This window comes from Catenulispora rubra (assembly GCF_015356825.1).
GTDB lineage: Bacteria > Actinomycetota > Actinomycetes > Streptomycetales > Catenulisporaceae > Catenulispora > Catenulispora rubra.
In genome coordinates this window covers 1-3,982 of sequence record NZ_JAACYW010000504.1, presented here as the reverse complement: position 1 = coordinate 3,982, position 3,982 = coordinate 1, and the positions used below count along the sequence as shown (strand labels likewise).

Genomic DNA, 3,982 nt, shown 5'->3' with positions numbered 1-3,982 from the left:
GTTCGGCCTCGCCCTCCCGTGACAGGTCCGCGCACACCGGCACGCCGCCGATCGCCATCGCCACGCCGGCCGCCGCCTGCTCGTCCCGGCCGTGCACCACCACGCGGTAGCCGCGCTCGGCCAGCGCCGCGGCCGTCACCGCCCCGATCCCCGACGACGAGCCGGTCACCAGCGCCACCCCCCGATGCGCGTGCCCCTCGCTCATGACCCCTCGGACAACGCCAGCGCCTCCTCCACCAGCGCCTCGACGATCTGCGCCTCCGGCACCGTCCGCACCACCTCGCCGCGCACGAAGATCTGCCCCTTGCCGTTGCCCGACGACACCCCGATGTCCGCCTCGCGCGCCTCGCCCGGGCCGTTCACCACGCACCCCATCACCGCGACCCGCATCGGATGCGGGAACCCCTCGAACGCCGCCTGCACCCGCTCGGCCAGCTTGTACACGTCCACCTGCGCCCGCCCGCACGACGGACACGACACGATCTCCAGATGCCGCCGCCGCAACCCCAGCGACTCCAGAATGCTGATACCGACCTTGACCTCCTCGACCGGCGGCGCGGAGAGCGACACCCGGATCGTGTCCCCGATCCCCTCCGACAGCAGGATCCCGAACGCCACCGCCGACTTCACCGTCCCCTGCATCAGCGGCCCGGCCTCGGTGACGCCGAGGTGCAGCGGATAGTCGCACTGCTCCGACAGCAACCGGTACGCGGCCACCATCACCAACGGATCGTGGTGCTTCACCGAGATCTTGATGTCCCGGAACCCGTGCTCCTCGAACAACGAGCATTCCCAGAGTGCTGACTCGACCAGCGCCTCAGGCGTCGCCTTGCCGTACTTCTCATAGAGCCGTTTGTCCAAGGAGCCCGCGTTCACCCCGATCCGGATCGGGATCCCGGCATCCTCGGCGGCGCGCGCGATCTCGCCGACCTTGTCGTCGAAAGCCTTGATATTGCCCGGATTCACACGCACCGCGGCGCATCCGGCGTCGATCGCGGCGAAGACGTACTTCGGCTGGAAGTGAATGTCGGCGATAACAGGGATCTGCGACTTCTTCGCGATCGCCGGCAGCGCGTCGGCGTCGTCCTGCGACGGCACCGCGACCCGCACGATCTGGCACCCGGCCGCTGTCAGCTGTGCGATCTGCTGGAGTGTGGCGTTCACGTCGGCAGTCAGCGTCGTCGTCATCGACTGCACGGACACCGGCGCGCCGCCCCCCACCGGCACGCCGCCGACGTCGAGCTGCCGGCTGATCCTTCGTCGCTCGCGGGTTCCCGCGCTCGGGAAGGCCGGCAGTCCGAGGTCGATGGCGTTCACAGTGTTCTCCTCGTTCTCCGCATGAGAAAAGCAGGCAGCCGGACCGGCGCTAGCGGCGTGGTATCTCAGGGATCTCCATCAGTTCCAGGCTGTCCGGTACGCCGATCCGAGGTCCCATCCGAGGCCCGGCCCGCAGCCCGTCGACCACCGTCGCGACGATGTCCCGCACCGCCATCCCCGCGCTCTCCAGAATCTCCTCACGCCCACCGGCCGCCAGGAACTCCTGCGGAAGCCCCATCACCCGCACCGGCGTCGTCGACTCCGCGTCGGCACACGCCTGCGCCAACGCCGTCCCCATCCCGCCGCTGCGCACGCTGTCCTCGACGGTCACCACCAGCCGGTGCCGGTCGGCCAGATGCGTCAGATGCGGGTTGATCGGCAGGATCCACCGCGGGTCGACCACCGTCGCCCCGATCCCCAGCCGGTCCAGTTCCTCGGCGGCGGCCAGACACGTCCGCGCGGTCACCCCGGCCGCGACGATCAGGACGTCCAGCGGCCGTCCCGCCGCGCGATACAGGATGTCGACGCCGTTCATCCGCGCGTGTGCCTCGATGTCCGGCCCGGCCTCGGCCTTCGGGAAGCGGACCACGGTCGGCCCGTCGTCGACGGCCACCGCCTCCCGCAGCAGCTCCGCCAGCCGCGCCGGGTCGCGGGGCGCGGCCAGCCGCAGGCCCGGGACGACCCCGAGGATCGCGCTGTCCCACATCCCGTGATGCGAGGCGCCGTCCGGTCCGGTGACCCCGGCGCGGTCCAGGACGAAGGTGACGCCCGCCTTGTGCAGCGCCACGTCCATGACCACCTGGTCGAAGGCCCGGTTCAGGAACGTCGAGTACACGCACACCACCGGGTGCAGCCCGCCGGCGGCCAGCCCCGCCGAGGAGCACACCGCGTGCTGCTCGGCGATGCCGACATCGAAGATCCGCTCCGGGAACCGGCCGGCGAACTCGCCGAGCCCGACCGGCAGCACCATCGCCGCGCTGACGCACACCACGTCCGGCCGCTCGGCCCCGATCGCGCCCATCTGCTCGCCGAAGACCTCGGTCCAGCTCTTCTTCGGTACCTTGGTCGGCGTCCCGGTGTGCGGGTCCACGACGCCGACCGCGTGCATCCGGTCCGCCTCGTCGCACTCCGCGGGGGCGAAGCCGCGGCCCTTGGTCGTGATCACGTGCACCAGCGCCGGCCGGCCCATCGCCGCCGCCTCGCGCAGCGCCTGCTCGGTGGCGGCGATGTCGTGGCCGTCGACCGGGCCGACGTAGGCCAGGCCGAGGTCGCCGAACAGGTGCTGGGCGCGGTGTTCTGCGTGGTCTGGGTGGTCTACGTGCTCGTCGTGCTCGTCACGCTCTCCGTGCTCCGCGCGCAGGCCACCCAAGTGCGTCGCGATGCCGCCGACTGTCGGCGCGTAGGCGCGGCCGTTGTCGTTCAGCACGATCACCACCGGCCGGTCACCCGCCCCGGCCAGGTTGTTCAGCCCCTCCCACGCCAGCCCGCCGGTCATCGCACCGTCGCCGATCACCGGCACGACGTGCCGCCGAGCCGGATCGCCGGAGCCGTCGGCGAGCTCGCCGCGCAGCTGGAACGCCTTGGCCAGGCCGTCGGCGTAGCTCAGCGCGGTCGAGGCGTGCGAGTTCTCGATCCAGTCGTGGGCTGACTCGGTCCGCGAGGGGTAGCCGGACAGGCCGCCGCGTCGGCGCAGGGTGTCGAACCCGGGCGCGCGGCCGGTGAGGATCTTGTGGACGTAGCTCTGGTGCCCGGTGTCGAACAGCAGCACGTCTTGCGGCGAGCGGAACGCCCGGTGCAGCGCGATGGTGAGCTCCACCACGCCGAGGTTCACGCCGAGATGGCCGCCGACCGCGCAGACCTTCTCGATTAAGAAGCCGCGGATCTCCTCGGCCAGCGCGGCGAGCTCGACGGAGTCCAACCCCGCCAAGTCCTCCGGACCCAACACCCGCTCCAACACCGGGCCAGCGCTCCGCCGCCGAGGTGCCGAAGACGACGACGAAGACTTGGCGGTCGTCCGCATAGGGACTCCTAACACTCGCCTACCATCGCGGCGCGGGAAGCAACTTGTGTGACTCCCACCGCACCAGGGTGGTCGCGAACGGCGCGCTCCGCGTGCCCGACGGGACTGGTGCGATCGCCGTGATTCAGGTGTCGTGCCTGGTCAGAACTCTGTGTCCGGGGCCTGGGGGCTTCTGTCGATGTTGGCCTGTTCGGGCGATCCGGGGGTGCGTAAACCTCTTTGCATGACTGCGGAAGGTGTCGGCGTAACTACGTAGAGGCCCAGATTGGGGCCGAGGACTTGCAAAAGAGTAAGAATCACAAGATCGATGCGTGAAACGGCGTCCATGTGCTACACACTGGGAATCCACGCGCAGTCCACCTATGTCGGACAGCGAAGGCGACAGCCGATCCGGCAAGGCAGGGAAGATGCAGGTTGAGCTCGAAGACCGCCCCGAGGCGGCAAGGACCACCAGCACGGCCGTGACCCCCGTTCCGGCGCTGACCCTGACCGCTACGGAAGTAGGGGTGGGGGTCGGGACGACGATGGCGCTGCAGACCAAGCTGACGCAGATCACCAGCCAGAAGTGACTGCGCCCCGGCTGGGTGGCTGGTCCTACCTGCTCCCGGCCGGACCACCTGCTCCCAGCCGGACCAATCATCGGAC

Annotated in this window: 4 protein-coding genes; 1 reads left to right on the top strand and 3 read right to left on the bottom strand. The window is 70.2% G+C overall.

Annotation, left to right across the window (positions count from 1 at the left end; all coding sequences use genetic code 11):
* From GWK61_RS53130 to dxs, 3 genes are all read right to left on the bottom strand, one after another.
* Positions 1-205, bottom strand: a 205-nt coding sequence (locus tag GWK61_RS53130; protein ID WP_194921945.1) for an SDR family NAD(P)-dependent oxidoreductase, incomplete at its 3' end; no start/stop codon positions are given.
* Complete coding sequence (ispG, locus tag GWK61_RS53125) at positions 202-1,317, bottom strand: flavodoxin-dependent (E)-4-hydroxy-3-methylbut-2-enyl-diphosphate synthase (RefSeq protein WP_194921943.1); 1,116 nt, start codon at positions 1,315-1,317, stop codon at positions 202-204. The genes ispG and GWK61_RS53130, both read right to left, overlap by 4 nt.
* Positions 1,318-1,366: 49 nt before the next feature.
* Positions 1,367-3,337 (bottom strand): 1-deoxy-D-xylulose-5-phosphate synthase, encoded by a 1,971-nt coding sequence (gene dxs, locus GWK61_RS53120; protein WP_228564464.1) that lies wholly within the window; start codon positions 3,335-3,337, stop codon positions 1,367-1,369.
* Positions 3,338-3,699: 362 nt separating this feature from the next.
* On the opposite strand from dxs, the gene GWK61_RS53115 reads away from it, so the two are divergent.
* Positions 3,700-3,906: a hypothetical protein gene (locus GWK61_RS53115; protein ID WP_194921941.1), complete on the top strand. Its 207-nt coding sequence runs from the start codon at positions 3,700-3,702 to the stop codon at positions 3,904-3,906.
* The last annotated feature ends 76 nt before the right edge of the window (positions 3,907-3,982 follow it).